Below are 5,515 nucleotides of genomic sequence, written 5' to 3' on the forward strand. Positions count from 1 at the left end.
GTGTGGTAACACCATTAAAGACCTTGATGGGTTTTTCTGTCCACTTAAATGTTCAACTTAAATTTTACAATCTGCCATGTTTAAAAATAAAAATCTTTTACAGTTCGTCTTGAATAAAAAAATATTAATAATGGCTAGCCTATTGTCTGATAAGCATTAAGTAATGTCCGGAAATGCAGTATCTGTAATAGTTTTCATATATTTTACTAAATGAGCTTGCTGGTTGATTCTGTTTATCGGGTTACATCTATTTTTGAAAATCAAGGAAAAAGGCAATGTGATGGTATTTGAAATATGTATTCATCGAATATAAAATATTAGAGATTGAAATTTTTTATATCATTTCCCGTATTACGGGATAATAGGGAGAATTTATTTATGCCAGAGAAAAAGAATGGGTCCATTGATGATTCGGTTGAGAATGGTTTAAGTAGTAATGAGGTTCATCACCACCATCGGCATCATCATCACCATCATCGTCGACGGATGATTAAAAAAGCTTTTTGGTGGGTATTTGGGATCCTCTTATTTTTTGCTGTCTTTTTTGCAGGTGTCGCTTGGCACAACTTAAAAGTGACATCTAATAATATGTACAATAGTGCGGGGATCACTAAGCAACGGAATGCTGATAAGGTGCTTGCACAGAAGCGGCCGGTTTCGATCCTCTTGTTAGGGACCGATACTGGTGCTTTGGGTCGTTCTTACAAGGGACGGACAGATACCATGATGGTAATGACGTTAAACCCCAAGAAAAAGACCACCACGATCGTTAGTTTACCCCGTGATATGAAGGTGGACTTGCCAGGGTACGCTGATGAGTCACCAGCCAAGATCAACGCCGCCTATACCTTTGGTGGGGTAAAGGAAAGTGTGAAGGTCGTTCACCAGCACTTTGAAGTACCGATTGACTATTACGTTCTGGTCAATATGGGAGGACTGGAAAAGGCAATTAACCAGGTTGGCGGCGTTAACGTAACCTCGCCACTGACCTTTACATACGAAGGAATGTCCTTCCAAAAAGGTAAAACTTACCATTTAACTGGTTCCCAGGCACTGAAGTTCAGTCGGATGCGGCATGAGGACCCTCAAGGTGACTATGGTCGGCAGCAACGGCAACGGTTAGTAATTGCGGCTTTGCTGAAGAAGTCAGCATCATATAAGTCCGTGCTGAACCGGCAGTTCCTGAAGTCGGTTTCGGATAGCTCACAGACTGATTTGACATTTAATAATATGGTAGCGTTGGCAAAGAACTACCGGCAAGCAACGGCTAAGGTAGTTCAAGACCACGCACAGGGTAAGAGTGAAAATTATGATGGTCAATCCTTTGAAGTGGTTTCCAATACGGAACAGGAACGGGTTACGGAACTCTTACAAAATAGTTTGAAAAATTAAGGAGTAAAGAATGACTGATTCAAGTAAAGAATTAACGAATACGATCGACCTGCACCGGTTGCTCGCAATTTTACGGCGGAGCTATAAGTTATTGATCCTTTGGACCGTCTTGATCGGAGCGCTAGGGTTTGCAGTTGCAAAGTTTGCGGTAATTCCAAAGTATACGGCAACAACGGAAATCCTGGTTAATCAAAAACACGGTAATAACAATGGGCAAGCCTACAATAACCAACAAGCTGATGTTCAAATTATTAACACTTACAAGGACATTATTATGAACAAGGTAATTTTGAACCAGGCAAGTAGTGAATTAAGCAATAGTAGTAAAGTGGCTCGTGAGTATGAGCGTAACTATAATGTTCCAGTAAGCCAACTGAAAAAAGACATTAAGATCAGTAATGAACAAAATTCCCAGGTTTTTTCAGTTGCAGTAACAACAGACGACTCACAAAAGTCAGCAGCGGCAGCTAATACGATCGCCTCAGTATTTAAGAAGCGGATTAAGAAGATCATGAGTGTTAACAACGTGACTATCGTTTCCCGGGCAACGGAGCCCTCTGCGCCTTCATTCCCGAATGTTAAGCTCTTTGCTTTAGCGGGGGCTGTTTTAGGTTTTCTTGTTACCTTTACTTACCTGTTAATTAAGGAATTGATGGATACAACCGTCAATACGGATGAATTTATGACCGATGAGTTAGGGCTGACCAACCTGGGTCACATTGACCATATTCATTTAGACCGTAATGCTAATTTTGCTTCTCGTGAGCAACGGACACAAGGCTCACGTGCATCACGGCGGGTATAAGGAGGTAAGAAAATGTCATTATTTCATCGGAAGAAAAAAGCATCGACCGATACGATGGATAACGGGGTTAAACTGATTACCGCCGTTCATCCAAAGAGTATTATTTCAGAGCAGTTCCGGACAGTGCGGACAAACATTAACTTCATGGCCATTGATAAAACGATTAAAACGTTAGCTTTTACCTCTGCTAATATCTCTGAAGGGAAGTCAACGGTAACTGATAATATCGCGGTCGTCTTTGCCCAAAATGGTAAGCGGGTCTTGCTAGTTGATGCTGACCTTCGGCGGCCGACGTTGCACCGGTCCTTTAACTTAAATGGCCAGCTGGGGTTAACGTCAATTTTGACGAGCCAAGAGCAGTCGTTAGATATTAGCCAAATTATCCAGCCCAGTGGCGTTGAAAATCTGGATGTCTTACCGAGTGGGCCAGTACCGCCTAACCCGGCAGAACTGCTGAGCTCGCAACGGATGCAGGCCTTTCTTAAGGCCGTTAAGGAAAACTACGACCTGGTGATTTTAGATGTACCGCCAATGTTGGAGGTTACGGATACACAGGTGCTTTCTCATAGCCTGGATGCAATGATTCTGGTTATCCGGCAAGGTGGTACGCAGAAGATGGCGGCAAAGCGGTCAGTTGAGTTGTTAAAGATGGCCCACGCTAATTTGCTTGGTTACGTGATGAACGATGCAGATGGTAATGCGGATGCTGGTTATGGCTATGGCTACGGATATGGTTATGGTTATGGCTATGGCTATGGCTATGGTTACGGATATGGTGAGGATGATAAGTAATGGTCATGGTTGATTTGCACTGTCACTTGCTGCCAGGCGTCGATGATGGTTCCAAGTCAATGGAAATTTCATTGCGAATGGCAAAAGAAGCAGTGGAAAATGGGGTGACGCATGCCTTGCTAACGCCACACCATATGAATGGACGGTATGTAAATCACAAGCAAGATGTTATTCATTTGACGAAACAATTTGCAGCTGAACTTGAAAAAAATAATATTCCATTAACGGTCTTTCCAGGTCAGGAAGTACGGATTAATGGTAACTTGCTTAAAGCATTAGACAATGATGATATCTTGTTTGCGGATACGGACAATCGCTATTTAATGTTGGAATTTCCAGATGATGACGTACCGCATTATACAAACCGGATGATTTTTGACTTGCAGCAGCGGGAAATTACACCGGTGATTGTGCACCCAGAACGGAACACAATGATTATGGATAAGCCGGAAGTTTTGTATGAACTTTTACAAAAAGGATGCTTGTCACAGATAACTGCTAGTTCTTATATCGGTACTTTTGGAAAAAAAGTTGAAAAGTTTAGCCGGCAATTAATTGAAGCTGGTCAAGGTTATGTTTTTGCTTCAGATGCACATGATTTACCGGGTCGTAAGTATGAAATGCGACAAGCATTTGAGAAGTTGAGTAGTGAATTTGGTAATGACTTTTCGCATCATTATGCAAATAATGCTAGGACAATTATCAATGGGGGGGATGTCCCACTAAACGCGGTACAAAAATTGCGTAAGAAGAAGCACTTTTGGTTATTTTAGAGAGGGAGACTAAAGGATGGCAAAAGTATTAATCACAGGTGGAGCAGGATTTATTGGCTCAAATTTGGCACATGCACTAGTGGATGAAAATGATATTACCATTGTTGATAATTTATCAATGGGTAAAAAAGAAAATATTGCCGATATTGATGTGCACTTCTGTGAGCATGATGTTTGTGATACTAAATTTATGCATCAGCTCTTATCCGAAAATAATTTTGACTATATTTATTACTTAGCGGCTGTGTCTAGTGTAGCGGATTCAGTAGCACGGCCACTGGAAACACACCGGGTCAATCAAGAATCGGTAATTGATATTCTTGAATACATTCGCTTAAAGAAATTGCCAATTAAGCGTTTCCTTTTTACGTCTTCAGCGGCTGTTTATGGCAATTTACCTGACTTTCCTAAAAAGGAAACGTCTCATGTTCAACCGTTAACTCCCTATGCAGTTGATAAATACGCTTCCGAAAGATTTACGATTGATTATGGTAGATTATATGGGTTGCCAACTGTTGCTGTTCGCTTCTTTAATGTTTATGGGCCACGGCAAAATCCTGATTCACCATATTCGGGTGTTTTATCAATTATTACGAAGTGTATGAAGAATAATCAAATTTTTACATTATACGGTGATGGTTCGCAGACCAGGGACTTTGTTTATGTGGGTGATGTAGTTAGGGCACTGATTAAGGTCGCAACAGATACTAATGAGCCAACGGTCTATAATGTCGCTGATGGTGGCGAAACACCGCTAATTGATGTTATCCATAGTTATGAGGATATTAGTGGTAAAAGATTAAAAATTGAATTTAAAGAAACAAGGAACGGCGACATTACAAAATCAAAAGCAGATATAAGTAAACTAAGAGGTATTGGCTTTAAACCGAAGTGGACATTACGAGAAGGATTAAAGCAATATTGGGCCTACAATTTAACAATTTAAGATATTTAGGGAGAATATTAATGGAAGCATCAATGACAAATAATACAGATAAAGAAGCAGATTATGATTTTATAGGGAATATCGGTGAGCCGATTCCAAAGTCAAATCTTGTGGGGAAAAGAATTTGCGATATTCTTTTTGGTACTCTTTTTGGCATTATTAGCTTACCGGTAATTCTTATTTTTGCAATTCTGGTTAAACTGACCTCAAAAGGCCCTGCTTTCTTTAGGCAAGAAAGGGTAGGCTATATGGGGAAACCAATTATAATAACTAAATTACGTTCAATGAAAAATAACGCAGAGAAGAAAACTGGTGCTGTTTGGGCAAAAAAAGATGATCCACGAGTAACGATGGTTGGTAAGTTTATGCGTAAAACCCGAGTTGATGAGTTACCGCAATTTTGGAGCATTATAAAAGGTGATATGAGTCTGGTTGGTCCGCGTCCCGAACGTTTTTCTTTAACGGAAAAGTTTTCAAAGCAATGGCCTGATTTTCCCAAACGTTTAAGAATCATTCCAGGATTAACAGGTTACGCCCAAATTCATGGTGGTTATGATTTGAAGCCAAACGAAAAAAGTAAATTAGATAATTATTATATAGATCATTATTCATTAAGGCTTGATTTTAGTATAGCATTCGAAACATTTAAGATAATTTATACAGGTGATGGAGCTAGATGATAAACATGCAAAATGGTATGCCCTCATTCTCAGTGCTAATATCTGTTTACAGTGAGTATTTACAATCTAAGTGCAACAGATTTAAAAAAATAAACCCATAGCGGGTAGAATATGTTTAACGACCAAA

General features: G+C 40.0%; 6 protein-coding genes. All 6 read left to right on the plus strand.

Annotated features, from left to right (window positions below):
• The first annotated feature begins 486 nt into the window (after positions 1–486).
• Genes QOS07_RS09025 through QOS07_RS09050 form a run of 6 tightly spaced genes read left to right on the plus strand, consistent with a single transcriptional unit; the run spans position 487 to position 5,388 of the window.
• A complete protein-coding gene (locus tag QOS07_RS09025) occupies positions 487–1,392 on the plus strand; it encodes an LCP family protein (protein ID WP_408613366.1) in 906 nt (301 codons plus the stop codon).
• A gap of 10 nt (positions 1,393–1,402) precedes the next feature.
• Complete coding sequence (locus QOS07_RS09030) at positions 1,403–2,197, plus strand: YveK family protein (RefSeq protein WP_283588617.1); 795 nt, start codon at positions 1,403–1,405, stop codon at positions 2,195–2,197.
• A gap of 12 nt (positions 2,198–2,209) precedes the next feature.
• On the plus strand, positions 2,210–2,989 hold the full coding sequence (locus QOS07_RS09035; protein ID WP_283588618.1) for a CpsD/CapB family tyrosine-protein kinase: 780 nt from the start codon (positions 2,210–2,212) through the stop codon (positions 2,987–2,989).
• Positions 2,989–3,762: a tyrosine-protein phosphatase gene (locus tag QOS07_RS09040; protein WP_283588619.1), complete on the plus strand. Its 774-nt coding sequence runs from the start codon at positions 2,989–2,991 to the stop codon at positions 3,760–3,762. The genes QOS07_RS09035 and QOS07_RS09040 overlap by 1 nt, the downstream gene beginning before the upstream one ends.
• Before the next feature lie 16 nt (positions 3,763–3,778).
• A complete protein-coding gene (locus QOS07_RS09045; protein WP_283588620.1) occupies positions 3,779–4,708 on the plus strand; it encodes an NAD-dependent epimerase/dehydratase family protein in 930 nt (309 codons plus the stop codon).
• 20 nt (positions 4,709–4,728) lie between these two features.
• The gene (locus tag QOS07_RS09050) at positions 4,729–5,388 is read left to right on the plus strand and encodes a sugar transferase (RefSeq protein WP_283588621.1); all 660 of its coding nucleotides are present in this window, start codon (positions 4,729–4,731) and stop codon (positions 5,386–5,388) included.
• Positions 5,389–5,515: the final 127 nt, after the last annotated feature.

It is taken from the genome of Limosilactobacillus viscerum (assembly GCF_947387525.1).
Taxonomy (GTDB): Bacteria; Bacillota; Bacilli; order Lactobacillales; family Lactobacillaceae; genus Limosilactobacillus; species Limosilactobacillus viscerum.